Annotated in this window: 28 protein-coding genes and 1 tRNA gene; 15 read left to right on the top strand and 14 right to left on the bottom strand. The window is 75.2% G+C overall.

Going from position 1 to position 25,623, the window contains the following annotated elements:
- Window positions 1-5 precede the first annotated feature (5 nt).
- The 3 genes from JOF54_RS15080 to JOF54_RS21155 are packed head-to-tail and all read left to right on the top strand — an operon-like array spanning window position 6 to window position 4,368.
- Window positions 6-773, top strand: coding sequence for a PIG-L deacetylase family protein (locus tag JOF54_RS15080; protein ID WP_210057300.1), 768 nt, complete (start codon window positions 6-8; stop codon window positions 771-773).
- Window positions 774-790: 17 nt separating this feature from the next.
- Window positions 791-1,825, top strand: a complete 1,035-nt coding sequence (locus tag JOF54_RS15075; RefSeq protein ID WP_210057299.1) for an LLM class flavin-dependent oxidoreductase — start codon at window positions 791-793, stop codon at window positions 1,823-1,825.
- Window positions 1,826-1,863: 38 nt separating this feature from the next.
- A complete protein-coding gene (locus JOF54_RS21155) occupies window positions 1,864-4,368 on the top strand; it encodes an AAA family ATPase (protein WP_307804216.1) in 2,505 nt (834 codons plus the stop codon).
- 21 nt (window positions 4,369-4,389) lie between these two features.
- Here the strand turns inward: JOF54_RS21155 and JOF54_RS15065 are convergent, their stop codons facing one another.
- Window positions 4,390-5,127 (bottom strand): TetR family transcriptional regulator, encoded by a 738-nt coding sequence (locus JOF54_RS15065; protein WP_210057298.1) that lies wholly within the window; start codon window positions 5,125-5,127, stop codon window positions 4,390-4,392.
- A 46-nt stretch (window positions 5,128-5,173) separates the two neighbouring features.
- Between JOF54_RS15065 and JOF54_RS15060 the strand changes: the two genes are divergently transcribed.
- From JOF54_RS15060 to JOF54_RS15050, 3 genes are all read left to right on the top strand, one after another.
- On the top strand, window positions 5,174-6,007 hold the full coding sequence (locus tag JOF54_RS15060) for an alpha/beta fold hydrolase (RefSeq protein ID WP_210057297.1): 834 nt from the start codon (window positions 5,174-5,176) through the stop codon (window positions 6,005-6,007).
- Window positions 6,008-6,058: 51 nt separating this feature from the next.
- Window positions 6,059-7,096 (top strand): ABC transporter substrate-binding protein, encoded by a 1,038-nt coding sequence (locus JOF54_RS15055; protein ID WP_210057296.1) that lies wholly within the window; start codon window positions 6,059-6,061, stop codon window positions 7,094-7,096.
- Between the two features lie 129 nt (window positions 7,097-7,225).
- Entirely contained in the window at window positions 7,226-7,510 is a 285-nt protein-coding gene (locus JOF54_RS15050; protein WP_210057295.1) for a DUF1540 domain-containing protein, read from the top strand.
- A 115-nt stretch (window positions 7,511-7,625) separates the two neighbouring features.
- On the opposite strand, the gene JOF54_RS15045 is transcribed toward JOF54_RS15050, so the two are convergent.
- From JOF54_RS15045 to JOF54_RS15035, 3 genes are all read right to left on the bottom strand, one after another.
- A complete protein-coding gene (locus tag JOF54_RS15045; protein WP_210057294.1) occupies window positions 7,626-8,186 on the bottom strand; it encodes a dihydrofolate reductase family protein in 561 nt (186 codons plus the stop codon).
- 98 nt (window positions 8,187-8,284) lie between these two features.
- Window positions 8,285-8,827, bottom strand: coding sequence for a GNAT family N-acetyltransferase (locus JOF54_RS21150; RefSeq protein WP_210057293.1), 543 nt, complete (start codon window positions 8,825-8,827; stop codon window positions 8,285-8,287).
- Window positions 8,824-9,330, bottom strand: a complete 507-nt coding sequence (locus tag JOF54_RS15035; protein WP_210057292.1) for a DUF402 domain-containing protein — start codon at window positions 9,328-9,330, stop codon at window positions 8,824-8,826. The genes JOF54_RS21150 and JOF54_RS15035 overlap by 4 nt, the downstream gene beginning before the upstream one ends.
- Before the next feature lie 57 nt (window positions 9,331-9,387).
- Here JOF54_RS15035 and JOF54_RS15030 point away from each other — a divergent pair, with 57 nt between their 5' ends.
- Complete coding sequence (locus JOF54_RS15030; protein WP_210057291.1) at window positions 9,388-10,173, top strand: methyltransferase domain-containing protein; 786 nt, start codon at window positions 9,388-9,390, stop codon at window positions 10,171-10,173.
- The gene (locus JOF54_RS15025) at window positions 10,170-10,364 is read left to right on the top strand and encodes a DUF664 domain-containing protein (protein ID WP_210057290.1); all 195 of its coding nucleotides are present in this window, start codon (window positions 10,170-10,172) and stop codon (window positions 10,362-10,364) included. Before JOF54_RS15030 ends, JOF54_RS15025 begins: the two co-directional genes overlap by 4 nt.
- A gap of 117 nt (window positions 10,365-10,481) precedes the next feature.
- Here the strand turns inward: JOF54_RS15025 and JOF54_RS15020 are convergent, their stop codons facing one another.
- Window positions 10,482-10,796, bottom strand: a complete 315-nt coding sequence (locus JOF54_RS15020; protein WP_210057289.1) for an SHOCT domain-containing protein — start codon at window positions 10,794-10,796, stop codon at window positions 10,482-10,484.
- A gap of 322 nt (window positions 10,797-11,118) precedes the next feature.
- Between JOF54_RS15020 and JOF54_RS15015 the strand changes: the two genes are divergently transcribed.
- From JOF54_RS15015 to JOF54_RS14995, 5 genes are all read left to right on the top strand, one after another.
- The gene (locus JOF54_RS15015) at window positions 11,119-11,889 is read left to right on the top strand and encodes a class I SAM-dependent methyltransferase (protein WP_307804212.1); all 771 of its coding nucleotides are present in this window, start codon (window positions 11,119-11,121) and stop codon (window positions 11,887-11,889) included.
- Between the two features lie 257 nt (window positions 11,890-12,146).
- Window positions 12,147-12,860 (top strand): DUF6766 family protein, encoded by a 714-nt coding sequence (locus JOF54_RS15010; protein ID WP_210057287.1) that lies wholly within the window; start codon window positions 12,147-12,149, stop codon window positions 12,858-12,860.
- Between the two features lie 165 nt (window positions 12,861-13,025).
- The gene (locus tag JOF54_RS15005; RefSeq protein ID WP_210057285.1) at window positions 13,026-14,330 is read left to right on the top strand and encodes an ABC transporter substrate-binding protein; all 1,305 of its coding nucleotides are present in this window, start codon (window positions 13,026-13,028) and stop codon (window positions 14,328-14,330) included.
- Between the two features lie 27 nt (window positions 14,331-14,357).
- Entirely contained in the window at window positions 14,358-15,272 is a 915-nt protein-coding gene (locus JOF54_RS15000) for a carbohydrate ABC transporter permease (RefSeq protein WP_210057284.1), read from the top strand.
- On the top strand, window positions 15,269-16,153 hold the full coding sequence (locus tag JOF54_RS14995) for a carbohydrate ABC transporter permease (RefSeq protein ID WP_210057282.1): 885 nt from the start codon (window positions 15,269-15,271) through the stop codon (window positions 16,151-16,153). The genes JOF54_RS15000 and JOF54_RS14995 overlap by 4 nt, the downstream gene beginning before the upstream one ends.
- Before the next feature lie 55 nt (window positions 16,154-16,208).
- Here JOF54_RS14995 and JOF54_RS14990 read toward each other — a convergent pair whose 3' ends face one another.
- Window positions 16,209-17,063 carry a helix-turn-helix transcriptional regulator gene (locus JOF54_RS14990; RefSeq protein WP_210057280.1) on the bottom strand — a complete coding sequence of 285 codons (855 nt, stop codon included), beginning with the start codon at window positions 17,061-17,063 and terminating at the stop codon, window positions 16,209-16,211.
- Window positions 17,064-17,164: 101 nt separating this feature from the next.
- On the opposite strand from JOF54_RS14990, the gene JOF54_RS14985 reads away from it, so the two are divergent.
- Window positions 17,165-17,926, top strand: a complete 762-nt coding sequence (locus JOF54_RS14985; RefSeq protein WP_210057278.1) for an SDR family oxidoreductase — start codon at window positions 17,165-17,167, stop codon at window positions 17,924-17,926.
- Between the two features lie 37 nt (window positions 17,927-17,963).
- On the opposite strand, the gene aztD is transcribed toward JOF54_RS14985, so the two are convergent.
- From aztD to aztB, 4 genes are all read right to left on the bottom strand, one after another.
- Window positions 17,964-19,196 (bottom strand): zinc metallochaperone AztD, encoded by a 1,233-nt coding sequence (aztD, locus tag JOF54_RS14980; protein ID WP_210057276.1) that lies wholly within the window; start codon window positions 19,194-19,196, stop codon window positions 17,964-17,966.
- Window positions 19,197-19,231: 35 nt separating this feature from the next.
- The gene (gene aztC / locus JOF54_RS14975; protein WP_307804211.1) at window positions 19,232-20,134 is read right to left on the bottom strand and encodes a zinc ABC transporter substrate-binding protein AztC; all 903 of its coding nucleotides are present in this window, start codon (window positions 20,132-20,134) and stop codon (window positions 19,232-19,234) included.
- 20 nt (window positions 20,135-20,154) lie between these two features.
- Window positions 20,155-21,393 (bottom strand): ABC transporter, encoded by a 1,239-nt coding sequence (locus tag JOF54_RS14970; protein WP_307804210.1) that lies wholly within the window; start codon window positions 21,391-21,393, stop codon window positions 20,155-20,157.
- 79 nt (window positions 21,394-21,472) lie between these two features.
- On the bottom strand, window positions 21,473-22,339 hold the full coding sequence (gene aztB, locus JOF54_RS14965) for a zinc ABC transporter permease AztB (RefSeq protein WP_210057271.1): 867 nt from the start codon (window positions 22,337-22,339) through the stop codon (window positions 21,473-21,475).
- A gap of 51 nt (window positions 22,340-22,390) precedes the next feature.
- On the opposite strand from aztB, the gene aztA reads away from it, so the two are divergent.
- Window positions 22,391-23,119 carry a zinc ABC transporter ATP-binding protein AztA gene (gene aztA / locus JOF54_RS14960; RefSeq protein WP_210057268.1) on the top strand — a complete coding sequence of 243 codons (729 nt, stop codon included), beginning with the start codon at window positions 22,391-22,393 and terminating at the stop codon, window positions 23,117-23,119.
- Here aztA and JOF54_RS14955 read toward each other — a convergent pair.
- The 4 genes from JOF54_RS14955 to JOF54_RS14940 all read right to left on the bottom strand — a co-directional run bounded on the left by JOF54_RS14955 (window position 23,049) and on the right by JOF54_RS14940 (window position 25,574).
- On the bottom strand, window positions 23,049-23,495 hold the full coding sequence (locus JOF54_RS14955; RefSeq protein WP_210057266.1) for a Fur family transcriptional regulator: 447 nt from the start codon (window positions 23,493-23,495) through the stop codon (window positions 23,049-23,051). The two genes, aztA and JOF54_RS14955, sit on opposite strands and share 71 nt — an antisense overlap.
- Window positions 23,496-23,831: 336 nt before the next feature.
- Window positions 23,832-23,904: transfer RNA gene (locus tag JOF54_RS14950), tRNA-Ala, on the bottom strand.
- Window positions 23,905-23,965: 61 nt separating this feature from the next.
- Entirely contained in the window at window positions 23,966-24,739 is a 774-nt protein-coding gene (sepX, locus tag JOF54_RS14945) for a divisome protein SepX/GlpR (RefSeq protein ID WP_210057264.1), read from the bottom strand.
- A 211-nt stretch (window positions 24,740-24,950) separates the two neighbouring features.
- Entirely contained in the window at window positions 24,951-25,574 is a 624-nt protein-coding gene (locus tag JOF54_RS14940; protein ID WP_210059593.1) for a GNAT family N-acetyltransferase, read from the bottom strand.
- Window positions 25,575-25,623: the final 49 nt, after the last annotated feature.

The following is a 25,623-nucleotide window of genomic DNA, read 5'->3' as shown; positions in this document are numbered from 1 at the left end:
AGCGGGTGACCGACCAGCCCGACCCGCGCCCGAACCCCTACGCCTGGGCCGAGCCGCTGCCCGACACCGAGGTGGAGCGGGCCCTCGTGGTCACGGCGCACCCGGACGACGCCGACTTCGCCGCCGCCGGCACGCTGGCCGGCTGGGTGGCCGCCGGGGTGGAGGTGACGCTGCTGCTGTGCACCCGCGGCGAGCAGGGCGGCTTCGACGACACCCCGCGCGACCAGATGCCCGCCATCCGCGAGCGCGAGCAGCAGGCCGCCTCGGCCGAGCTCGGCGTCACCGACGTGCGCTTCCTCGACGGCTGGAGCGACGGCTGGCTGGAGCCCTCCTGGGAGCTGCAGCGCGCCATCGTCGAGGTGATCCGCCGGGTCCGCCCGCAGCGGGTGCTCACCCAGTCCCCGCAGCGGCTCTACCAGCGGCTGCAGGCCTCCCACCCCGACCACCTGGCTGCCGGCGAGGCGACGGTGCGCGCCGTCTACCCCGCGGCCGAGAACCGGTTCGCGTGGCCCGAGCTCGTCGAGCAGGGTCTGGAGCCGTGGAAGGTCAGCGAGCTCTGGCTGATGGGCCACCCCGAGCTGCCGCACGCCGTCGACATCACCGACCGCTTCGACCGCAAGGTCGCCGCGCTCACCGCGCACGCCTCCCAGACCGGCCACCAGGCCGACGGGCTGGAGGAGATGCTGCGCGGCTGGAACGCGGGCAACGCCGCCCTCGCCGGCCTGCCCGAGGGCCGCCTCGCCGAGCTCTTCGCCGTCTCCCGGCTCAACTGACCCCGGAAGGACCTCCCGTGCCCCTGCCCGGCCAGCCGCTCCGCAGCCTCGGCTTCCTCACCATCGGCGTTTTCGACCCGGCCGACCCGGGCCCGGGCCACCAGTCGACGCTCGACGTCATCACGCTGGGCGAGGAGCTCGGCTACGACTCCGCCTGGGTGCGGCACCGCCACCTGCAGCACGGCATCTCCTCCCCCGTCGCCGTGCTGGCGGCGGCCAGCCAGCGCACCCGCCGGATCGCGCTGGGCACCGCGGTGATCCCGCTGGGCTGGGAGAACCCGCTGCGGCTCGCCGAGGACCTGGCCACCGTCGACCTGCTCTCGGGCGGGCGGCTCAACCCCGGCGTCAGCGTGGGCCCGCCGATGCAGTGGGACCGGGTGAAGGACGCGCTGTACCCCGACACGGCCGACCGCGAGGACTTCGGCTACGGCCGGGTCGAGCGGCTGCTCCGGCTGGTCCGCGGCGAGCCGGCCACCGACTTCAGCGGCGTGGAGGGGATCGAGGTGTTCTCCGACCGCGTGCAGCCGCACTCCCCCGGCCTGGCCGGCCGGCTCTGGTACGGCGGCGCCAGCCTGCGCTCGGCGCGCTGGGCCGGCGAGCACGGGATGAACTTCCTGACCAGCAGCGTCATCAAGGCCGAGGACGGCTCCACCGACTTCGCCGCCCTGCAGCAGACCCAGGTCCGGGCCTTCCGCGCCGCGCACCCCGACGGCGACGCGGCCCGGGTCTCCCAGGGCCTCGTCGTCATCCCGACCGACACGGCCACGCCCGCGCAGCGCGAGAAGTACCTCCGCTACGCCGCCTCGCGACAGGGCCGGGTCGGGGTGCCGCAGGGCCCGGGCCGGCTGCTGTTCGCCGCCGACCTGGTGGGCACGTCGGCCGAGATCGCTGCGCAGCTGCACGCCCACGCCGGCTTCCGGGAGGTCGACGAGGTGGCCTTCGCGCTGCCCTTCAGCTTCGAGCCCGAGGACTACGTCCAGATCCTCACCGACATCGCCACCCGGCTGGGCCCCGCGCTCGGCTGGGTCCCGGCGACGGGCACCGCGCCCTGAGCCCCGTCGCCGCCGGCGGGCCGGACGCCGGGCGGGCGGTGCCCGACGCCGTCATCGACGTCCGCGGCGCGCGCGAGCACAACCTGCGCGACGTCGACGTCCGGCTGCCCCGCGACGCCGTGGTCGCCTTCACCGGCATCTCGGGCTCCGGCAAGTCCTCGCTGGCCTTCGGCACCGTCTTCGCCGAGGCCCAGCGCCGCTACCTGGAGTCGGTGGCGCCCTACGCCCGACGGCTGATCCAGCAGGCCGGGGCGCCTCGGGTGGGCTCGGTGACCGGGCTGCCGCCCGCGGTCGCCCTGCAGCAGCAGCGCGCGGCCGGGTCCTCGCGCTCGTCGGTCGGGACGGTGACCACGCTGTCGAACACGCTGCGGATGCTGTTCTCCCGCGTCGGGCAGTACCCGCCGGGCGCGGAGCGGCTGGACTCCGACGCCTTCTCGACCGCGACGGCGGCCGGCGCCTGCCCCCGCTGCTCCGGGGTCGGGGTGACGTTCGACGTCAGCGAGGCCTCCGTCGTCCCCGACCCCTCGCTGAGCATCCGCGACGGCGCCGTCGCCGCCTGGCCGGGGGCCTGGCTGGGCAAGAACTTCCGCGACATCCTCACCGCGCTGGGCCACGACGTCGACCGGCCCTGGCGCGAGCTCGACCCCGACGTCCGGCAGTGGATCCTCTTCACCGACGAGCAGCCCGTGGTCACCGTGCACGCCGAGCGCGAGCCCGGCCGGATCCAGCGCCCGTACCAGGGGAAGTGGACCAGCGTGCGGTCCTACGTGCTCGAGACCTTCGCCGGCACCCGCTCCGCCCCCGTCCGCCGCGGGCTGCGCCGCTACCTCGACGCCACCCCCTGCCCCGTCTGCGGCGGGCGTCGGCTCCGCCCGGAGGCGCTGGCCGTCACCTTCGCCGGCCACGACATCGCCGGCCTGGCCGGGCTGCCGCTGACCGACCTGACCGCCGTGCTGCGCGCCGCCGCGGCCGACCGCGACCCCGACAGCGCCGCCGGCCTCCTGCTGGCCGACCTGCTGGGCCGCAGCGAGCTCGTCGTGCAGCTCGGCCTCGGCTACCTCGCGCTGGACCGCGCGGTCCCGACGCTGTCGGCCGGGGAGCTCCAGCGGCTCCGGCTGGCCACCCAGCTGCGGTCGGGCCTGTTCGGCGTCGTCTACGTCCTCGACGAGCCCTCCGCCGGCCTGCACCCCGCCGACACCGAGGCGCTGGCCGCGGTGCTGCTGGGCCTGCGCGATGCGGGGAACACTGTGCTGCTGGTGGAGCACGACCTCGACCTGGTGCGCACCGCCGACTGGCTGGTCGACGTCGGGCCGGGCGCCGGCGCCGCGGGCGGCCGGGTCCTGCACAGCGGCCCCGTCGACGGGCTGCAGCAGGTGCCGACCTCGGCGACCCGCCGCTTCCTCGACCCCGACCACCGGCCCGTCCTGCGCGACCGGCCACGCCCGCCCCGCGGCTGGCTCGGCCTCGACGGCGTCACCGCGCACAACCTCGTCGACCTCGACGTCGCCCTGCCGCTGGGCACCTTCACGGTGGTGACCGGGGTGTCCGGGGCCGGCAAGTCGACGCTGGTCACCGGCGTGCTGGCCGACGTCGTCCGCGACCACCTCGGGCTGCCCGCGGAGACCGAGGACGAGGAGCCCGGCCCGGACGAGGCCGCGGACGGCGCCGCCGACGAGGACCCGGCCGTCGGCGAGCCGGAGGGCACGGGGGCCGGCTGGTCGGTCCGCGGCACCCGCGGCCTGGAGGAGGTGCGCCGGCTGGTCGTGGTGGACCAGCGCCCGATCGGGCGGACGCCACGCTCGAACCTCGCCACCTACACCGGGCTGTTCGACGCCGTCCGGACCGCCTTCGCCCGCACCCCCGAGGCGCGGCGCCGGCGCTGGACGGCCAGCCGCTTCTCCTTCAACGTCGCCGCCGGCCGCTGCCCCACCTGCCGCGGCGAGGGGTTCCTGGCCGTCCGGATGCTCTTCCTGCCGGGCACCTACTCCCCCTGCCCCACCTGCCACGGCTCCCGCTACGCCGCGGAGACCCTCGAGGTCACGCTGCGCGGCCGGACCGTGGCGGACGTGCTGGACCTCAGCGTCGACGAGGCGGTCGAGGCCCTCGACGACATCCCGGCCGCGCTCCGCGGGCTGACGGCGCTGCGCGACGTCGGCCTGGGCTACCTGCGGCTCGGCCAGCCCGCGACCGAGCTGTCCGGGGGCGAGGCGCAGCGGATCAAGCTGGCCACCGAGCTGCAGCGGACCCGGCTGAGCGGCACCCTCTACCTGCTCGACGAGCCCACCACCGGGCTGCACCCGGCCGACGTCGAGCGGCTGCTGCGGCTGCTGCACGACCTCGTCGACGCCGGCAGCACCGTGGTTGTCGTCGAGCACGACGCGGCCGTGGCGCTGGGCGCGGACTGGCTGCTGGACCTCGGGCCCGGTGGGGGCGACGCGGGGGGCCGGCTGGTGGACGCCGGCCCGCCCGCCGACGTGGTCCGGCGCCGGGCGGGGCCGACCGGTGAGCACCTGGCCCGCCGGCTCGGTCCGCCGGCCGGCTGAGAGCTCGGGACGGACGCCGGCTCAGCCGCCGGCCAGCAGCCCGCGGAGCACGCCGCGGAGGGTGTCCGCGAACAGGTCCGGGCGCGGCCCGGGCGGGGTGGGTCGGGTGAGCGCGGCCACCAGCTGCGGGTGCCGCGCGGGCGTGGCGACGGCGAAGAGCTCGCCCGGGGTCAGCGGCCGCGCGTCGGCCGGCACGGGTCGGGCGAAGAGCGAGACCACCCCGGTCAGCAGCGCGACCGCCTCCATCTTCGCGGCCGACCCGGCCGGCGCCGGGGCCATCAGCCGCAGGCAGTGCTCGACGTGGTCGGTGCCGCGCGGTCCCAGCGTCCGACCGCGCAGGCCGGCCTCCGGGAGCCACGGGTGCCGTTGGTGCAGCGCGAGGAGGGAGCGGCCGACGTCGACGAGGTCCTCGAGCCAGTCCGGACCACCTGGGCCGGCCGGGGGCAGCTCCGCCAGCACCGCGTCCGCCATCAGGTCCAGCAGGTCGTCGCGCGAGGCGAGGTAGCGGTAGAGGGAGGCGGCGGCGGTGCCGAGGGCGGCGGCGACGGCGCGCATGGTCGCCGCGGACAGCCCGCCGGCGTCGGCGAGCGCGACCGCGGCGGCGGCGATGTCCTCGCGGCTGCGCTCGGGACGGGGCCCGCGGGCGCCGCGCTCCGGCCGGGTCCACAGGGAGGAGGCGCCGGGGCCGGGGTCGCCGCCGGGGCGGGGGGCGGGGTCGGGGTCGGGGTCGGCGGGGGTCGGGGGTCTTGTGCCGGGCACGTCCCCAGCCTAAACTGCGAACAACGTTCGCACTGAGGAGGGTCCGATGGAGGAGTCCACCACCCGCTCGTCCGACGGGGCACCGGTCCCCGTCCGCTCCACCGGCACCGGGCCCGGCGTCGTCGTCCTGCACGGCGGCGGGGTCGGCCAGCGCGAGTACCAGCGGCTCGCCGCCGCCCTGGCTCCCCGCTGCACCGTGCACCTCTACGACCGGCGCGGACGCCCCGGCTCGGCCCCCCTGGACGGCACCGAGACCCTGGCCACGGACCTGGCCGACCTGGCGGCCGTCCTCGCGCACACCGGCGCCCGCCGGCTGCTCGGGCACAGCGGCGGCGGGTTTCTCGCGCTGCAGGCCGGGCTGGTGCTGCCGCTCGACCGGATCGCCGTCTACGACCCCGGCCTCCACGTCGACGGCCAGCCCTCGTTCGCGTTCCTCGAGCCCTTCGAGGAGGCCGTCCGGCGGGGTCAGCACGCGCGGGCGATGACGGTGATGGCCCGCGCCGTGCACCCGCAGGAGCTGGGCGCCCGGCTCCCGTACCCCCTCGCGGAGCTGATGACGCGGGCCTTCCTGCGGACCTCCGTCGGCCGCCGGTTCGTCGAGCTGCTGCCCACGGTGCCGCCCGAGGTCCGCCGGATCGTCGAGCACGGCGGCCCCGCGAGCGACTACGCCGGCATCGACGCCGAGGTGCTGCTCGTCGCCGGCGGCCGGAGCGCGGACTACTTCGCGGCCCACTGCGCCGCGCTGGCCGACGCCGTCCCGCGCGCCCGCGCCGTCGTCCTGCCCGGCGCCTCGCACAACGCCGCCAACGTCGCCCGACCGGCGTTCGTCCAGCCCTTCGCCGACTTCCTGGCCGCGCCCGTGGACGCGGTGACGGGCTGACCCGCAATGCTGTCTAAGGTGAGGCTCACCTAACACGATCGGGGAGTGCTCATGCGTCGTCGCCAGTTCCTGTCCGCCCTCGGCGGCGCCGCCGCGGCGGCCGCGGTCGCCGGCTGCGCCAACCAGGCCAACCGCGCGCCGGCGGCCGGGGCCTCGGCGACGCCGGCCGGGTCCGGCTTCCCCGTCCAGGTGCGGCACCGGTACGGGACGACGACCGTGCCCGCCGCACCGCAGCGGGTGGTCACGCTGGGCCAGACCGACCACGACGCCCTGCTGGCCCTGGGCGTCGTCCCGGTCGCCGTCGCCGGCTTCGTGGACAGCGACTATTCCCCCGCCCGGCCCTGGAACGAGGCGCTGCTGGGCCCGACGCCGCCGGTGCTCAACATGCTGGAGATCCCCTTCGAGAAGGTCGCGGCGCTGCAGCCGGACCTGGTCCTCGGCGTGATGAGCGGCCTCACCGAGGACGACCACACCAAGCTCAGCGCCATCGCCCCGACGGTGGCCCAGCCCGTCGACCACGAGGACTGGGCGGTGCCCTTCCCGGCGCACACCCGGCTGGTCGGCGCGGCGCTCGGCCGGGCCGCCGAGGCCGACCGGCTCGTCACCGAGCTGGAGGCGGCGTTCGCCGAGGTGCGGGCGCAGAACCCGGTGCTGGTCGGCAAGCGCGCCGCCTGCGCCGAGCTGTGGGGTGCCGACTTCGCGGTCCTCGGGACCGGCGCCCCCCGCACCCAGTTCCTCACCGACGTCGGCATGACGTTCTCGGGGCCCCTCGCCGCGCTGGCCGGGAAGGGCTACAACGCCCCGCTGAGCGCGGAGAAGGTGGACCTGCTCGACGAGCTCGACGTGGTGGTCTGGACCACCGAGCACACCGACGTCGACGCCCTGCTCGACCACGAGGTCGTCCGCCGGCTGCGGACCACGACGGAGGGCCGCTACCTGCTGGCCTCGAACGGCGGGGAGGACGACCTGCTGTACTCGATGGACTGGGGCAGCGTCCTCAGCAACCGCTGGGCGATCGAGCACGCGGTGCCGCGGCTGATCCGGGCCGTCGACGGGGACTCCTCGACCGACGCCAACAGCGCCGGCTGAGCCCCTGCCGGGCCCGTCAGCACTGAGCCAAGGCTCACCTACCACGGGCTGAGCACAGCCTCACCTGCCTGGTCAGAGGCACTTTCACGGGCTACGGTCGGGGCCACCGACCACCCCTGAGGAGCCCTCATGACCACGACCCTCGAGATGCCGCACGTCACCGACTGCACGGCGACCTCCTGCGCCTACAACCACGACGGCTGCCACGCCTACGCCGTCAACATCGACGCGTCCGCCGCCTGCGGCACCTTCCTCTCGCTGAACCAGAAGGGCGGCCTCGACGTCGTCGCCCAGGTCGGCGCCTGCCAGCGCCAGGACTGCGTGTTCAACACCGACCTCGAGTGCCGCGCGCCCTCGATCACCGTCGGCTCCACCAGCGCCGACGCCGGCTGCCTCTCCTACCAGGCCGCCTGAGCCCTGCACCCCCCAGCAGGGGTGCGGAAACCGCTGAGGGGTCGCCGCCGGCCGCACGCCGGACGGACGACCCGTCAGCGGTTCCCCGTCTCCCGGGGAGCCCGGCCGGACCGGGTCAGGTGCGGGCGTAGGTCTGCAGGACCACGCCCGCCCGGAACGCGCGGGACTCCACCAGCGCCATCCGGCGCAGCGGCACCCTGTCCGGCACCAGGGTCCGGCCCCGGCTGCTGAGCACCGGGTGCACGAACAGCCGGTACTCGTCGACGAGGTCGGCCCGGACCAGCGCGTGCAGCACCCCGATGCTGCCGGTCAGACCCAGCTCGCCCCCGCCCTCGGCGAGGATCCCGCGCACCCCGTCCTCGAGGGACCCGTGCAGGAACGTGGTGCGCTGCCAGCCCGGGTCGGCCCTGCTCGAGGTGACGACGACCTTGCGCACCCGGTCCAGGTGCTCGGTCACCCCCGTCTCGTCGTCGGTCTGCAGCGGCCAGTAGCCCCGGAAGTCCTCGAAGGTCTGCCGGCCCAGCAGCAGCACCTCCTCCGCCGCGAACTGCTCCCGCTGGAAGACCAGCAGGTCGTCGGCGTCACCCTGGTCGCCGGGGTCGAACCAGGGGTCGAGGAACTCGACCACCCCGTTGGCGGTGATGTTCTGGGTCACGACGAGCCGGCGGTCGGGCATCAGCGGTCCTCCTGGGTGGGACGGGACGGTCCTCCTGCAGACCGCGCGCCGCCACCGAACTCACCGCGGCCGGCACCCCCGGTCCGGCGTCCCGCCGCTCACCCGCCGGGGACCCAGCGGAGCAGCACCAGCCGCGGCCGGGCGCCGTCCGGCGTCGTCCAGCTGGCGGTGCGCTGCCCGACCTGCTCCCAGCCGAGCCGCGCGTAGAGGCGGAGCGCGGCCGACCGGCCCTCCGCGACCACCTCCAGCACCAGGCCCGCGCCGTCGCGGACGGCGTGCTCCGCCGCGGTCCGCAGCAGCCGCTCCCCCAGCCCGCGGCCCCGGGCGGCCGGCCGGACGAACAGCCGGCTGACCGCGACCAGCTCGGCCGCCGGACGACCCGTGGCGCGGACCAGCTGCTCGTCCTCGACGCCGCGCACCAGCGCCAGGTGCCCCTGCACCTCCCCGTCGTCGACGACCCAGGCGGCCGCCAGCCGCGGTGGGGTCAGCCAGCGTCCCGGGTCGTCGGGCCACCGCGTCGGGTACCGGTCCAGACGGTGCACCGCGGCCAGCCCGTCGACGCAGCCGGGCAGGTCGGCCCCCTCCCGCAGCCGGACCACCGCGGGCCGCGTCCCGGCACCGGTCGAGCGCGGCCCGCTCACACCAGCCGCCACCGCGGCCGGAACGGCAGGGCCGCGAGCCCGGCGATGGCCCGGGGCGGGAAGTCGGGCCAGGTGTCGCGGCGCACGTCGTGGCGGCGGTTGAGGTGCCGGTCGAGGAACAGCTGGGTCCGGCGCAGACCGTCGACGACGTCCGCCGGCTCCCTCGCGCCGGACGCGAGCGCGTCCCCGTACTCGTCGAGGTCGAGGACCCGGTAGGGGTGGTCGGGCGGGCCGACGACCACGTCCACGAGGTCGTCGTCGACCCGGAGCAGGTCCCCGGACAGCTCCAGCCGCACGAGGTCGCAGTACCACCAGCCGCGCTGCTGCTCGGGGAAGATGACCGGCTGGTTGACCTGGAACCCGAGGTCCAGCAGGACGAAGGTGCGCTGCTCGAGCGCACGGCCCTCCCAGGTGAAGCCCCAGTCGTAGACGACGGCCTGGCCGTCGCGGTACCCGGCGGCCTCGACCCGGCCGTCGCGCAGCACGGTGAGCGCGGTGATCACCTGCCCGAGCCTCGCACGTCCTGGCGCCGGCCGGGACCCCTCCGTAAGGTCACCCGGGTGGACCTCTTCGCCGGCACCGCCGCCGCCTACCGCCGGTACCGCTCCGGCGTCCCGGACGAGGTCGCCGAGCTGCTCGCGCGGGCCGCACCCCGCCGGTTCCCGCGGCGGCTCCTCGACCTGGGCACGGGTACCGGGTTCGTGGTGCGGGCGATGCTCCCGCACGTCGACGAGGTGGTCGCCGTCGACGTCGACGCGGACCTGCTCGCGGTCGCGGAGGAGGACCTCCGACCCCTGGCGGGAACCACGCCGCTGACGTTCCTCCTCGGCCGGGCCGAGGAGGTCCGGCCGCCGGCGGGCTGGCAGGCGTCGCTGGTCACCGTCTGCCGCACCTTCCACTGGCTGGACCGGCCGGCGGTCCTGCGCCACCTCGAGGACCTCGTCGTCGACGACGGCGTCGTCGCGGTCTTCGGCGACCGCAGCGCCTGGACCTCCGACAACCCGTGGGCGCGGGAGGCGAAGCAGGTGGTCACCGAGTTCCTCGGGCCGGACCGCCGGGCCGGGTCGGGCACCTACCAGCGGCCCGCCCGCGGCTACCTCGACGACCTCGCCGACTCGGCCTTCTCCGCCGTCGAGCGGGTGGAGGTGCCGGTCCGGCGCGAACGCGACCTGGACGGCGTCGTCGGCTACCTGCACTCCACGTCCTTCGCCGCGGCCCACCTCTTCGGCGACCGGCTCGCGGCGTTCGACGACGAGGTCCGGCGCCGGCTCGCGCCACTGGCGGTGGACGGCCGCTTCGTCGACGACAACGCCTTCGACGTCCTGCTGGCCCGGCGGCCGGGATGACCCGGGGCGGTGGGGTCGTCGCCGACACCCAGCGCCACGCCGGGCACGCGGACGTCATCCGCGAGCTCCTGGACGGCGCCGTCGGGATGGAGTCCGGCAACCCGGGCCTGCCGGTCCGCGACCGGGCTGGTGGGGAGCAGCACCGCGCTCGGCTCGTGGACATCGCGCGGGGGTCCGCCGGCACCCGATGAGCGCGGTCGCCCTGGAAATGCAGACGCAGTGACGCGGGAAAGCGCTCATCCGGCCCCTGAGGGCTCACTGGCGCTGCATTTCCAGGGCGAGCACCGGCCCGGGTGGCGGGCGGAGCGTCAGCGGCGGAGCCGCGCCGGCCAGGGCCGCGGGGCCGCCGCGTCGACGCCGGGCGTCCAGTTGAGCAGGCTGGAGCGCTCCATGAACTCCTCGCCCGAGACCTCACCCCGCGCGAAACGCTCGGCCAGCACCCGCTTGGCCTCCTCCTCCGGGCGCGGCCCGGCGCCCCGCCCGCGCAGCTCGAGCCGGCCGGAGCGCAGCAGGTGCAGGCCCACACCGGCGAGCAGCGCCAGCAGCAGGACCAGGGCGGCGACGAACGGGAGCAGCAGGAAGGCCTCGCCGTGGACGCCGTGACCGAAGTCGCGCGGATTCACCGGTGGACCCCCGTCGTGGGTGCGGTCGGGTCGGCCGCTCCGGGTCGCGGGCTGGGTCGGGTCATCGAGACTCCTTCGTTCCGGTCACGGACGGAGCCGGTCAGCCCCGCCGCGCCCACCTTCGGACCGCCTCCAGGCAACCGGCTGGGACGCGGCTGTGCGGTACCTGTGAAGGCGCCCCGGACCACCGGCCGGAGGGGGTGACGGGCCCCGGCGGCCGTGGGAGGCTCGGCCTGTGCCGGAGGAGCGGACGGACAGGTCGGGCCCCAGGTCGTGGTCCTGGGACCCCTCTCTCTACGCGGGCAGCGCGGAGCACTACGCGGTGGGCCGGGCGCCCTACCCGACGGCGCTCGCGGACGCCCTGCAGGAGGCGCTGGGCCTGGACGGCCGGGGCCGGCTCCTCGACGTCGGCTGCGGCCCCGGCTCGCTGACCCTGCTGCTGGCTCCGCTGTTCGCCGAGGTGGTGGGGGTGGACGCCGACCCCGACATGCTCGTCGTGGCCCGCCGGCTCGCGGCGGCCGCCGGGATCACCACCACCACCACCTGGCGTCACCTCCGGGCCGAGGACCTGCCGGCCGACCTCCCGCCCGTCGACGTCGTCACCCTCGCCCAGTCCTTCCACTGGATGGACCAGCCGCGGGTCGCGGCGGTGCTGCGGCGCCTGCTGGTTCCCGGCGGGACGCTGGTGCACGTCAGCGCGACCACCCACGCGGGCGTCCCGGCCGAGCGGCCGCTGCCCCACCCGGAGCCGCCGCGGGCGGAGATCGAGCGGCTGGTCACGCGGTACCTCGGCGAGGAGCGGCGGGCGGGCCAGGGGCTCCGGCCCCCCGGATCCGGTGGTGCGGAGGACGACGTCTACCGGGCGGCGGGCTTCGCCGGTCCCGAGCTGCTGACCGTGCCGGGCCGGGTCGTCGAGCGGACCGCTGAGCAGGTGGCGTCGTCGGTGCTGTCGCTCTCGAGCGCCGCCCCGCACCTCTTCGGCGACAGGCTGGGCGCCTTCGAGGCCGACCTGCGGCAGCTGCTGCAGCGGGCGGCCCCGGACGGCCGGTTCGCCGAGCAGCTGGCGCCCACCACCCTGCACCTGTGGCGCTGACCTCCCGAGAGGTCAGGCCGCGCGGACGGGTAACCCGACCCGACGGAGCACGGGCGGACCGTGGGTCGTCCGGATTTACGGGCTTCGCCGCGCGTCCCGACCTTCTGCCTGTCTTCCTACCCACCGGGCACGCCTGTCACACGGGACACAGGTGACCCGTTGCGCCGTCGGCCACCCGGCCACGACCGCGGCGGCTGGTGTGGCCGCCGGCCGTCGCGGGTAGGGGTCCGGGGAGGACGTCGACGAGAGGAGCGCGGGTGCACGCCGTCGGTCAGGCCGTCCGGCCCCGGGCCGGTGCCGCGCGCTTCGTCCACGACAACGGGCTCACCCTGTTCTTCGGCGGCCTCCTGCTGCTGGCCCTCGTCGGCCAGTCGGTGGCCGGGCTGCTCGAGTTCAACAGCCAGCAGGTCGCCGCGGGGCTCGAGGAGGTCGGGTACCTGCACTACCTGACCACCTCCGACTTCGCCGTCGACGTCGCCGAGAACTGGCAGTCGGAGTTCCTGCAGTTCTTCCTCTACATCCTGGCCACCGTGTGGCTGGTGCAGCGCGGCTCCAGCGAGTCCAAGGACGTCGACGAGGCGGGCCCGGAGTCCGACCAGGACCAGCAGGTCGGAGCCCACGCCAGCGAGGACTCCCCGCGGTGGGCCCGGGCCGGAGGGCTGCGGCTGGCCCTCTACTCGCGCTCGCTGGGGGTGGTGATGGGCACGATCTTCGCCCTGTCCTGGCTGGCGCAGTCGGTCGCCGGCCGTGCGGCCTACAACGCCCAGCAGCTCAGCCAGTACCAGGACCCGGTGTCCTGGCCGGGCTACGTCGGCTCGCCGGACTTCTGGAGCCGGACGCTGCAGAACTGGCAGTCGGAGTTCCTGGCCGTCGCCGCGATGGCCGCGCTGTCGATCTACCTGCGCCAGCGCGGCTCCTCGGAGTCCAAGCCGGTCGGCAGCCCGCACCCCACCACGGGCGAGGAAGGCTGAGCTCCCGCACCCCGGTCCGTCGGCGCTCAGGCGGGCGGACGGGTCGGCTCGGCGGACTGGGCGCGGACCGGACCTCTCCGCCGCGACGAGCGGGCCGGCCCTTTGGCCGCCGTGGCTACGGTGTGCCGGGCGTTCCTTCGCCTGAGAAATGGCGAGGAGAACACCATGAGCTTGACCAGACGAGGCTTCCTCGGCGCGACCGCGGCGGCGGCCCCCGTGGCGCTGGCCGGTTGCGCCGGCTTCCGCACCGGCGGCGCGGCGACCGACGAGGGGGCCGACGGCGCCCTCACCTTCACGACGTGGGGCACCGACAGCGAGCTGGCCGGCTTCCGGAGCGCCATCGACCAGTTCCTGGCCGCCAACCCGGGCTCGCAGGTGCAGCTGAACGCGGTCCCGTACGAGCAGATGTTCACCAACATCGACGCGCAGATCCAGGCGGGCAACCCGCCGGACGTCTTCCGCGTGCCGTACTACACCTTCGGCGGCTACGCCGGGCGCCAGCAGCTGCTGGACCTCACCCCGCACCTCGAGGCCGGCTTCGCCGACCGCTTCACCGAGACCGCCTGGAGCGCCGTGCAGAACGACGGCAAGCCGTTCGGCGTCCCGCACCACACCGACACCTCGGCGATCCTCTACAACAAGGACGTCCTCGACGCCGCCGGCATCACCGCGGTGCCGACGGAGGTCGAGCAGGCCTGGACCTGGGACCAGTTCGGGGAGGTCGCGGCCACCCTGCGGAAGTCGCTGGACCGTGACAAGTACCCGTTCGCCTACAACTGGCAGGGCAACGGCGTCACGCGCTGGCTGAGCCTGCTGTTCCAGGCCGACGGCCGCTTCCTCGCCGAGGACCTCCGCACCCCGGCCATCGACTCCGCGGCCGGCCGGGCCGCCCTCGAGTTCAGCCAGGGCTTCTTCAGCGACCGGCTGGTCCCGCCCAGCGACTCGGTGAAGTCCACGACCTACGCGGCCGACCTCTGGTACTCCCAGACCACGGCCATGGTCTTCGGCGGCGCCTTCATGGTCCCCGACGCCGACGCCACCCTCGACTTCTCCTGGGGAGCCACCTTCGCCCCGCGGAAGGTCCGCGGGGGCGGCGACTTCGGCGGCAACGCCCTGGTGGCCACGGCCGGCACCCCGCGCCCGGAGCTGGCCGCGAAGTTCCTGGCCTTCGTCACCGAGCAGGAGCAGATGCGGGCCTTCTGCGCCGGCGCCTCGCTGCTGCCGACGCGCCGCGACCTCGCCGAGCAGGGCGTCGAGTTCGCCGTCCGGCCGGAGCTCTCCCCCGTCTTCCTCGGCCAGGCCGGCGTCGTGCGGGCCCAGGACGCCGCGCAGGTGGCCTCGCCGTCGATGACCGGGATCATCACGGTCCTCAAGGACCAGTTGGAGGAGGCCTTCGTCGGCGGCCAGAGCGTCGAGGACACCCTCGCCGGGCTCACCGAGGGCATCGCCTCGGCCACCGCCGGTGAGTAGCCGCCGGGCCGGCCGCGGCGCCGCCCGGTGAGCACGCCCGCGGTGCGCCTGCCGCGGACGGCCCGACGTCCGGGTCGGGCCGCGGAGGCGCTGGCCGGGTACACGTTCCTGGCCCCCAACCTCGTGCTGCTCGGGGTGTTCGTCCTGCTCCCGCTGGTCGGGGCCGCCGTCCTCAGCCTGCAGCGCACCGACGGCTTCGGGGCCGGCCGCTTCGTCGGTCTGGACAACTACGCGCGGCTGGTCGGCGACGGGCTGTTCTGGCGCTCGACGCTCAACACGGCCCTGTTCACCGCCGTCGTCACCCCGCTCTCGATGGCCCTCGGCCTGGGGATCGCCGTCCTGCTGAACTCCGTGCTCCCCGGCCGCGCCTTCTTCCGCAGCGTCCTCATCCTCCCGATGGCCGTCTCGGGGGTCGCGACCGCGCTGATGGGCGTGCTCGTGTTCGACGAGAACAGCGGCGTCGTGGACAAGCTGCTCCGGTTCGCCGGCCTGCCCGCCGTGCCCTGGCAGTCCGGCGGCGCGGCGGCCTTCGTCTCGGTCGTGCTGGTCACCCTGTGGTGGCGCGTCGGCTTCAACATGCTCATCTACCTCGCCGGCCTGCAGGGCATCGGCCCGGAGATCTACGAGGCCGGGAAGCTCGACGGCGCCAGCGGCTGGCAGGCCTTCCGGCACCTCACCGTGCCCATGGTGGGCCCGTCGTCCTTCTTCCTGCTGATCATGAACGTCATCTACTCCTTCCAGGTCTTCGACATCGTCTTCGTGCTGACCGGCGGTGGCCCGCGCAACGCGACGTCGGTGCTGGTGACCTACGCCTACGACACCGGGTTCGTCACCCGCGACCAGGGCTACGCCGCGGCGATCGGGATGGTCCTGCTGCTGGTCACGCTGGCGTTCACCGCCCTGCGCTGGCGCACCAGCCGCTCCCGGGACCTCGTCGGATGAGCGCCCCCACGACCCGGCTCGGCACCGTCCCCGCCCCCACCCGCCCGCGCGCCGGTCGCCGACGTCGGGAGCGGACCCTGCTCACCCTCCGGCTGGTGCTGGCGCTCGCCGTCAGCGTCGTGCTGCTGTTCCCCCTGTACTGGATGGTCGTGGTCTCGCTGTCCAGCCGGGCCGAGCTGCTGGGCGGCGACCTGCGCTTCTGGCCGCGGGACCTGACGCTGGAGAACTTCCGCCGCGTCCTCGACTCCTTCCCGGTGCTCACCTGGTTCGGCAACTCGGTGGCCATCGCCGTCGTCGTCGCCCTGCTGACCGTCGCCGTGAACCTGCTGGCGGGCTACGCCTTCGCCCAGCTGCGCTTCCGGGGCTCCGGGGTGCTGTTCCTGCTGGCGCTGTCGACGCTCATGCTGCCCGTGCAGGTGATCATGGTCAGCCTGTTCCGGCTGGTCACCGGGCTCGGCCTCTACGGCAGCTACTGGGCGGTGATCCTGCCCACGGCGGCGTCGGCGTTCGGGGTGTTCCTGGCCCGTCAGTTCCTCATCGCCATCCCGCGCGAACTGGTGGAGGCCGCTCGCATCGACGGCGCCGGGCACCTGGCGGTGTTCCTGCGGATCGTGCTGCCGCTGTCGAAGCCGCTCATCGCCGTGCTGTTCTTCATGAGCCTGCTGCAGACGTGGAACGACTTCGCCTGGCCGCTGATCGCGCTCAAGGACAACGCGCTGTTCACCCTGCCCATCGGGCTGCTGTACCTGCAGGGCCAGTTCGGCTCCGACTACGGCGGCACGATGGCCTTCGCCCTGCTCACGGTCGCGCCGATGGTCGTGCTGTTCCTGGGCTTCCAGCGCTACTTCGTCCAGGGGTTCGCCCGCAGCGGCATCCGCTGACCCGCGGCCCGCGGCCCGCGACCCGGACCCGGACCCGGACCCGGACGAGCCGACCTCAGCTCCCGCCTTCGGCCCCGATCCGCTGGCTGCCGAGCACCGCGAGCAGCTGGAGCGCGCTCTCGGCCGCCGAGCGCGGGGCGGCGGTCAGCACGAGGAGCACCTGCGACTCGTCCTCGGTGAACAGGGCCTGGCAGTCGACCTCGATCGGGCCGAGCTCGGGGTGGACGAGCACCTTGTGGTCCTCGAAGCGCCGGCCGACCTCGTGGGCCTCCCACAGCCGGGCGAACTCGGGGCTGCGGCGGGTCAGCTCGCGGGCCAGCACGCCGGCGCGCGAGCCCGGTCCGCGCGCACCGTGCGCGGCCCGGAGCGCGGCGACCTGCGCCCGGCTCTGCCGGTCGTGGTCCTCCGCGGGGTACATCCGCCGCTCGCTGACGGGGTGGACGAACCAGCGGTAGATGCCGCTGCGCTCCAGCCCGGTCAGGTGCTCGACCTCCCCGAACAGCGCCCGCGCCGGCTCGTTCTGCACCAGCGTCTCGCCCAGCGCGGAGAGGATGAGCGCCGGGGTGTCGGTCAGCCGGTCCAGCACCCGCTGCAGCCCCGGCGCGACGAAGTCGGGGTCGGCCACCCGGTCGGGGGCGCTGTGCCCGGCGACCCGGTAGAGGTAGTCGCGCTCGTCCGCGCTCAGCCGCAGCGCCCGGGCCAGCGAGCCCAGCATCTGCGTGCTGGGCTGCGGTCCGCGGCGCTGCTCCAGCCGGGTGTAGTAGTCGGTCGACATCGTCGCGAGCGCCGCGACCTCCTCGCGCCGCAGCCCCGGCGCCCGACGGCGGACCCCGACGGCCAGGCCGACGTCGGCCGGTTGGAGGCCGTTGCGACGGTTCAGGAGGAAGTCGGCCAGCGCTGCACGGTCCACCCCCGCAGTATCGCCGCCGGGGCCGCGCGCCCACCAGGGACCGCCGGTCCCCCGATCGGCGCGGCCTGGTGCGCCGGCCGGCCGCGACCCAGGCTGGGGTCATGGACATCACCGGAACCACCTTCATCCCCGGCGCGACCAGCGGCATCGGCCTCGCCCTCGCGCTCCGCCTGCAGGCCGCCGGCGGGACCGTCGTCGTCGGCGGGCGGCGCGCCGACCGGCTGCAGCAGATCGCCGCGGAGCACCCCGGCCTGGACACCGTCGTCGTCGACACCACCGACCCGGCCAGCATCCGGGCCGCGGCCGACCAGGTGCTCGCCGCCCACCCCGACCTCGACAACCTCGTCACCATGGCCGGGGTGATGCGCGTCGAGGACTGGCGGACCCCCGAGGGGTTCCTGGCCTCGGCCGAGGAGACCGTGACGACCAACCTGCTCGGCCCGATCCGGCTCATCGGGGCCTTCGTCGAGCACCTGCGCAGCCGGCCCGCGGCGACGATCATGACGGTCTCGTCCGGCCTGGCGTTCGTCCCGCTGCGGGCGACCCCCAGCTACAACGCCACCAAGGCGGCGGTGCACATGCTCAGCGAGTCGCTGCGGCTGCAGCTGGCCGGCACGGGCGTCCAGGTGCTCGAGCTGGTCCCGCCGTCGGTGCGCACCGCCCTGCTCCCCGGCCAGGAGGAGAGCGCCTTCGCCATGCCCCTGGACGCCTTCGCCGACGAGGTGGTGGCGCTCCTGGAGGCCGACCCGGACGCGCACGAGGTGCTCGTCGAGAACGTGCGGTTCCTCCGCTTCGGCGAGGCCCGCGGCGACTACGACCAGGTGGTCGCCACGGTGAACGCGAGCGACCCCCACGGCCACTAGCCACCACGGGCCTCGGCGTCGGCGGCGGGTTCCGAGCTCAGCCGGCGGCGACCGCCAGCTCGTTCGGGGTGACGTCCAGCGCACCCGTCGCGGTGACCTCACCCGAGGTCAGGTCGACGGCGTGCACCTTGTTCGCGGCGGGCTCGGTCACGTAGGCGACGTCCCCGTCGACGACGATGGCCGGGTGCGGGTCCTGCCACTCGGCCGGCCCCTCCCACGCCGCGATCACCGGGATCGACTGCGTGATCTCACCGTTCTCCGGGTCGAGCACGTGGACGGAGCCGTCGGTGCCGATGATGGAGGCCATCTCCCCCGGGCCCCGGGCGACGTCGCGGAACGTGTACTCCACGCCCTCGGGCAGGTCGACGACCTCGAGGGTCTTCTCGGCGGTGTCGATCAGGGTGACCTGGTCGAGCAGGTAGCCCTCGGCGTCGGCGTCGTCCTTGTAGTCGCCGACGACGACCGGGCTGGTCTCGCTGACGTAGGCGTTGCCCATCCGGCCGTACGGCTCGTCCGGGGCGTCGAGCTTGGTGATCGTCCCGTCGCTGTAGAGGAGGGCGCCGTCCTCGCAGCCGAAGACGACGGCCTCGCCCTGCGCCGTGCCCTCGCCGTGCACGCCGGGGCAGTCGTCGCTCTCGGCGATCTTCTTCCCCGCCGCGTCGCGCACCTCGATGCCGTTGCGGCCGTCGGCGTTCCCGACGGTGGTGAGGAAGGTGCCGTCCTCGAGCACGACGGAGACGCCGTGGTGGGCCTCGGTCCCCTCGACCGTCTCGCGCTCGGGAAGACCCTCGGCCGTGGCCAGCGCGGCCGTGTCGAAGATCGTCGTGTCGCTGGTGCCGTCGGCGTAGAGGACGGTCTTGCCCCCGTGCCGGACGACGTGACCCGGCGTGTCCGCCTCGAAGACGCGGTCGGTCAGCTCGGCCGGCCCGCCCGTCCCGGCCCCGGTGTCGAGCACCTGGAAGCCCTTGCTCATCGTGACCATGACGTGGCGGCCGTCACCGGCCGGGTTGAGCCGGGTGAACTCCTCCGACTCCAGCTCGGCCACGGGCTCCAGCGTCGTGCCGTCCAGCACCATGATCCCGCCGGTGTAGGAGAGGGCGAGGCGGGCGCCGGCCGCGGCGGGGCTCGGGCTGGTACTGGCGCTCGCGGCGCTGCTGCTCGGCCCGGCGGCGGGGGCCGCGCCGGTGCTCGACGAGCAGGCGGCCAGGGCCAGGGCCGTGCCCAGGGCGAGCACGGGGAGCTTCGCGCGGCGGAGGGAGGTGGGGTGCATGGGTGCCTCTTTCATCATCGGGTGGGTCCGGGCGCTCATCGCGAGAGCCCGGTGGCGATGCGCTCGGTGTTGACGCGCATCATGGACAGGTAGGTGGGTGCGCCCCCGTCGGCAGCGGTGAGCGACTCGGTGTAGAGCTCGACCACCTGGACCTGGACGTCGGCCTCGCTCGCGAGGGCCTGGACGAGCCGGTCCGGGGACGACGACTCCGCGAAGATGGCGGGCACGCCGGTCTCCCGGACGGCGTCGACCAGGTCGGCCAGGTCGGACGCGGAGGGCGCCGCCAGGGTGGTGCCACCGGGGATCACGGCGCCGACGACCTCGAAGTCGAAACGCTCCGCGAGGTAGCCGAACACGTGGTGGTTGGTGACCAGCGCCCGCCGCTCCTCGGGGATCGCCGCGAAGGCGGTGACCATGTCCGCGTCCAGCTGCTCGAGCTCGTCGCGGTAAGTGGCGGCCTGTGCCGCGAGCACCGCGGGGTCGACCCCCGCGAGCGCGGTGAGCGCGGGCTCGAGCGCGTCCACGACGTCGAGCACCCGGGCCGGGTCGGTCCAGAAGTGCGAGTCCGGCGTGCCCTCGGCGTCGCCCTCGCGGTAGTCGAGCACCTCGACGGCGTCGCCGGCCACGAAGGTCGCGACGTCGTCGGCCGCGGCGGCGTCGAGGTGCTGCTGCAGGCCCTCCTCCAGGCCCAGCCCGTTGGAGACGACGAGGTCGGCGGAGCGCAGCCGCGCCGCCTCCTGCGCCGAGATCTCGAAGGAGTGCGGGTCCGCGTCCGGCCGCATCAGGGTCAGGACCTCGGCCTCCTCCCCCACGAGCTCGCCGACGACGTCGCCGAGGATGTTCGTGGACACGACGACGAGCGGGCGGTCGTCCTCGGCCGGGGTGCACCCGGCGAGGGCGACCACGAGGAGGGCGGCGGCGCTCAGCACAGCGGTCACGGGGCGGGTGCTCGGCATGGTCAGCGTCCCGTCTCGGCGGTGAACGCCGGCTCGGTGGTGGTCTCGAAGGTGCGCGCGACCCGCGCGTCATCGGCGAAGTCGACCTCGTGCAGCCGCTGCTCGACGGGGCCGCTCAGGTAGGCGCGCTGCTGGTCGGCGATCAGGGCCGGGGTCAGCCCGGCGGCGAGCGAGTCCGCCACGAGCGGCTCGGTGCGGGAGAGCACGGAGCCGTCCTCGCCGTCCAGCACCAGCAGGCGGCCGTCCTCGGCCAGGGCCAGCACGTGCTCGTCGTCGTCGTCGACGGCGGTCACCGCCACCAGGGGGGCGGGGGCCGGCAGCAGGGTCCAGGACCGCTCCCGGGTGTCCAACAGCCAGATGCCCTCGGTCCCGGCGAGCGCGGCGGCGGTCGGGCGGCCCTCGCGGTTGGCGAAGGCGGTCGCCCGGGGCGCGGTGGTGCCCTCGGGGTACGGGATCCGCTCGACCACGAGCTCGTCGTCCTGCACCGAGGCGAGGAGGGCGCCGTCGGCGCAGCCGATGACCGCCCCGACCCGCGTGGTGAGGGTGCCGGACGCGCCGTCGCACCGCTCCTCCAGGCCGGTCGGCTCGCCGTCCGCGGTGTGGCCGACGACGGAGGTGGCCGCACCGTCCTCCCCCGCGGTGACCAGCGCGAAGGAGCCGACGGGCACGACCATCCCGGCGTGCGGCCCGGTCTCCAGGCGGAAGCGCTCCCGGACCTCGCCCTTCGACAGCGCCTCGGTGTCCAGCAGCACGGCCTCGCCGGACCCGGCGAAGAAGACGCCGGTGCCGCCGGAGGTCGAGAGGTTCGTGGTGGCGACCGTCGCCGGTCCCCGCCCCGCGACGGCGCCGAGGAGGCGCGGCTCGGCACGGTAGTAGTGGAAGTGGTCGACGTGGTCCCAGGTCCACACGCCGCTGTCCACGACCTCGACCCCCTGCGCCGTCCCGGCGAACAGGTAGCGGCCGTCGGTCGTCACCGCGTCCGGGGCGCCGACGGAGCCGACCTCGCGGACGCTCTCGTCGAGCAGGTCGAGGTGGGTGACCGTCCCGGCCCGGTCGACCGTCGTCAGGCCGAGCTGGGGCTCGGTGACCTCGGCCGCGCCCCCGACGCCGCCGTGGCCGTCGCCGACGGGAGGACCGATCGGGGCCTCCGCGGCCGGAGCGGCAGCCGGGTCGCCGCCGCAGGCGGTGAGGGTGAGGGTGAGGCTGGTCAGCAGGGCGAGCGAGGTGATGCGGAACCGCACGGGGTCCTTCCGGGGTGGGGCGTCCCGAGCGTCGGAGCTGCTCGGCGGGGGTCGGCGACGCGTCCTCGCGCCGCAGGGGTCAGGGCGTGGCGACAGCCGCCGGGGCGGTCCGCGACCGGAGGGCGTCGACGGCCTCCCGGAGCGCCCACGAGCCGCCCGCCAGGGCGATCGCGGACGCGGCGACGGAGGCGCCCGCCGCGGTGGCGGCGTGCCATGAGACGAGCAGGCCGAGCAGCACCGCGGCGACGCCGACGGCGGCGGCCAGCAGCATCCGGGTGGGGATCCGGGTGGTCCAGTGCCCCGCGGCGACGGCCGGAGCCAGCAGCAGGCCGACCACCAGGAGCGAGCCGACCGCCTGGTAGGAGGCGACGACGGCGAGGGTGACGAGCCCGACGAGCGCGGCCTGGGCCACCCGGGGACCGAGCCCCAGCACCGCGGCGATCCGCGGGTCGAGGGCCAGCGCCACCAGCGGGCGGTGCGCCAGCACCGCGACGAGCAGACCGAGCGCGGCGGCGGCCGCGAGCAGCACGAGGTCGACCGGCGCGATGGCGAGGATGTCGCCGAAGAGGATCGCCGTCGCGTCGGTGGCGAAGCTGCCGGAGTGGGAGATGACGATGACGCCGAGCGCGAGCATCGAGACGAACAGCAGGCCGATGCTCGTGTCGTAGGACAGCCGGCCGCGCCGCTGGAGGGCCGCGATGCCGAGGCTCATCGTGACGGCGCTCAGCGCGCCGCCGGCCAGCACCGGCAGCCCGAGGACGGTGGCCAGGGCGACGCCAGGCAGCATCCCGTGGGCCAGCGCCTCCCCCAGGAAGGCCATCCCGCGGATGACGACCCAGGTGCCGACGACGCCGCAGAGCACGGCGACGAGGCTCCCGCCGAGCAGGGCGCGCTGCAGGAAGTCGAGCGCGAACGGCTCGAGCAGCACGTCGGTCCACGAGGTCATGGTCGAGGAGCGTAGAAGTAATGAGAATGATTATCAAGTTAGGATGTCGGCATGCTGTCGCCCCTCCTCACCGCTCCCCCGGCCGCCCGCCTGTCCGCGGTGCACGTCGACTTCGCGGGGCACGAGGCCGTCTGCCACGTCGACCTCGAGGTGCGCGGCGGGGAGGTGATGGCCATCGCCGGGCCGAACGGGGCCGGCAAGACGACGCTGCTGGAGGTCATCGCGGGCACCCGCGCGCCCTCGTCCGGCACCCGGGAGGCGACCCCGGCGGTCGGCTTCGTGCCGCAGCGCACGGCCGTGTCCGACCGGCTCCCCCTCACCGTCCGGGACGTGGTGACGGTCGGGGCCTGGGGCCGGACGGGGCCGTGGCGCCGACTGGACGCCGGGAGCCGCGCCGCGGTCGACGAGGCCCTCGAGCGCCTGGGGATGACCGCGCTGGCCCGGCGCCCGTTCGCCGCCCTCTCGGGCGGCCAGCGCCAGCGCGCCCTGCTGGCCCAGGGCCTGGCCGCGCGGGCGGAGCTGCTGCTGCTGGACGAGCCGACGACGGGCCTGGACACCGACAGCGGTGACCGGATCCGGGCGCTGATGGCCGCCGAGGCCGGGCGCGGGGCCGCCGTCGTCTGCGTCTCGCACGACCCGGCCGTCCTCACGGGGGCCGACCGCCTGGTGCACCTGGCCGACGGGCGGGTGGTCGCCGACGAGACGCCGGTCAGCGAGGGACGGAGGTGGCCTCAGCCGCGCACTCCCCGCACTGGCCGAAGATCTCCAGGTCGTGGCTGACACCGGTGAATCCGTGCTCGGCGGCGACGCGGGCCGTCCAGGCCTCCACCGGGGGCCCGGTCACCTCGACGGCGAGCCCGCAGGAACGGCAGACGAGGTGGTGGTGGTGGCTGCGCGAGCAGCGGCGGTAGGCCATCTCGCCCTCGTCGGTGCGGATGGCGTCGAGCGCCCCGGACTCGGACATGCGCTGCAGCGTGCGGTAGACGGTGGCCATGCCGACGCGCTCGCCGCGATCGGCCAGCGCCGCGTGGATCTGCGCCGCCGTGCTGAAGGCGGTGGAGTGGCTCAGCACCTCGTCGACGGCCGTGCGCTGCCGGGTCTGCCGGGTCGCCCCCGGCTCGGGCCGGGCGGGAGCCGCTCCTGTGCGCGACGTCATGTCTCGGGCTCTCCCCTCCTGGGCGGGCCGGCGGCTGGTGCTGCCGGGGTCCGCGCAACGCGAGCACTGTACCCGCCGGGGTCTAGGGGCTCCGGGGACCGCCAGCGCCCTAGCGGGCCTCCGGGGTCAGGGTGGGCTGACGTCTCAACCCACCCTCACCGCTTCGTGAGGCCCTGGGGAGAAGCCGCCGGAGCGGCTCGACCTCGAGAACGATTAAATACCGAAGGCGGACAAATGCGCTAGACCCTGGCCCGCTCAGGTCACCCGTGCGGGACCGGAGCTGGAGTCGGGGGTGCGGGACCGGCGTCCTGCCCGGTCGACCGCGGTGATGGAGAGTGGAGCTTAGGGGATTCGAACCCCTGACCTTCTCATTGCGAACGAGACGCGCTACCAACTGCGCCAAAGCCCCTCCGTCGGCTCTCACCGACCCGAAGACAATACCACTGGCGGGCCGTCCTGCCCGCCACGGCTCACCCGGCTGCGGCCTGCCGGCCGTCGTCCTCGCGCTCGGGCCGGCTCTCCCGGACCGCGACGGCGGGGGCGTCGGCGGTGACCGGGCCGTCCTGCCGGGCCGAGCTGGCGACGCCGGGACCGGACAGGTCGATGGTGCGCACGGTGCGCGGGGCCAGCGGCCTGGAGACGTAGGTCGGCACCGTGATCGGGACCGGGTCCCACAGGGCACCGGTCGACGAGGTCGCCGTGACGGCCTTGGAGGGGGCGGACGTCGCGGCGGCGAGGTCCTTGCGGCTGAGCCGCACGGTCGACTCGGTGTCGCTGCCCTGGCGGATGCGGGCGAAGCGGGCGTCGAGCTCGCGGCGCATGGTGCGGACGCTGAACCGGGCGACGGTGAGGAAGGCCAGCAGCAGGGCGCCCGGGACCGCGACGAGCCCCCAGGGCAGGGTGCCGGCCGCAGCCACGCCGACGGCCGCGCTCAGCAGCGCGAGCAGGACCAGCAGCACCCGGCGGCGGCGGCTCGCGGCCACCTGCTCGAGTCGGCGCAGCTCGTGGATCGCGGCCCGCCGGGTGAGCGGCGTCGAGACCTCGTACTGGGCGATCGGGCTGAGGTCCTGGTTGAGCAGCGGGGCCGTGCCGTGCCGGACGACGCGCATCGACTCGGAGAAGCGGGCGGCCGGGTCGGTCTCGTCGACGACGAGCTCCTCCTCGCGGCGGCGCACGAAGTGGGGCACGAGATAGGCCAGCCAGGCGATCGCGATCGCCCCGAAGATCACACCTGTCGTCCCCACACCCGGAACCGTAGGTGGACGCCTCCGCCGCCCGCCGGACCTGCGGCGGTGTGTCGGGAAGTTCCGGCCCAGCACCGCTCCCTGACCCTGTCGAAGAGCCTCGCGACCCGCGCTCCCTGAGCCTTGCGACCACCGCTCCCTGAGCCTGTCGAAGGGCTTTCGACGAGCTCAGGCCGCGGTGGTTCCTGAGGGCCCACACGACACCACCCGGTCAGCGCGGCCGGAGGCTCTCCCAGCGCTGCAGCATCCCCTCGGGGACCTCCTCGGCGTTGAGGGCGAAGACCAGGTGGTCGCGCCAGTCGCCGTCGATGTGCAGGTAGCGGGGGCGCAGCCCCTCCGGGCGGAACCCGAGCTTGGCCACCACCCGCAGGCTCTGGGTGTTCTCGGGCCGGATGGCGATCTCGATCCGGTGCAGGTGCATGACCTCGAAGCAGTAGTCCACGGCCAGCGCCACGGCGGTCGGGATGATCCCTCGCCCGGCGAGCCGCTCGTCGACCCAGTAGCCGATCTGGCCCCACGACGCCGAGCCGCCGACGATGCCGCTGACCGTCAGCTGCCCCGCGAGCTGCGGCTGGCCGGGTCCACCCACGTCATAGAAGACCAGCCAGGGCAGCATCCGGCCCTCGCGGGCCTGCCGGGTGAGGGTGTGCACCAGGCCGGCGTAGGTGGCCGGGCCCGCCTGCGCCCCGGGCGGCAGCGTCGCCTCCCACGGCCGCAGCCAGCCGGCGTTCGCGCTTCGGACCCGCTCCCAGGCGGCCCGGTCGCGGCGCCGCATGGGCGCCAGCTGGACCAGCCCGTGGCGCAGGCTCACCGGCCAGTGGTGCCGCCCGAACATCTGGAGCGGGGACACGCTGCGCTGCGGCCGCTCGACGTGACCGCCCACG

It is taken from the genome of Microlunatus capsulatus, from assembly GCF_017876495.1.
GTDB lineage: Bacteria > Actinomycetota > Actinomycetes > Propionibacteriales > Propionibacteriaceae > Microlunatus > Microlunatus capsulatus.
Note: the sequence above shows the minus strand (reverse complement) of the source record. Positions and strands in the feature narration are given on the sequence as shown.